Origin of the sequence: Pauljensenia sp. UMB3104, from assembly GCF_030217285.1 — a bacterium.
Classification (GTDB): domain Bacteria; phylum Actinomycetota; class Actinomycetes; order Actinomycetales; family Actinomycetaceae; genus Pauljensenia.
In genome coordinates this window covers 1-394 of the sequence record NZ_JASONN010000083.1, presented here as the reverse complement: position 1 = coordinate 394, position 394 = coordinate 1, and the positions used below count along the sequence as shown (strand labels likewise).

General features: G+C 55.3%; 1 protein-coding gene. It reads right to left on the bottom strand.

Annotated elements, in window-relative coordinates; all coding sequences use genetic code 11:
• Positions 1 to 175 precede the first annotated feature (175 nt).
• Positions 176 to 370, bottom strand: a complete 195-nt coding sequence (locus QP415_RS10855; protein ID WP_336620004.1) for a tyrosine-type recombinase/integrase — start codon at positions 368 to 370, stop codon at positions 176 to 178.
• Positions 371 to 394 lie beyond the last annotated feature (24 nt).

Below are 394 nucleotides of genomic sequence, written 5' to 3'. Positions count from 1 at the left end.
GTCCTTCGGGGGGCGGAGGGCTTCAATGAGGGCTGCGATCCCTCCTAGTAGCGTTCCGATCCCCGCTAGGATTTCCCCTATGTGTTCCATGTTCACCTCCTTTGTTCGAACACTACTATTATACCCCCACCACTTACATAAATGCAAATGGTGGAGGTAAATAACGGTTGATTGCTCACTCTCCCAATTTCTCCATCCGCGCAGCAAGAGCCCTATCCCGCTCCACCGCCGAATGCTGATAAATCATTACCGCACCAACGTCGCTATGGCCAGCACGCGCCATAAGGTCGGCGAGAGTTGCTCCCGCCCGCCCGTAAAGAGTTAGCCCGGTGTGACGTAGGTCGTGAAACCTATAGCCCGGATACCCCAGCTGAGTAACGGCCCGGTCATACCA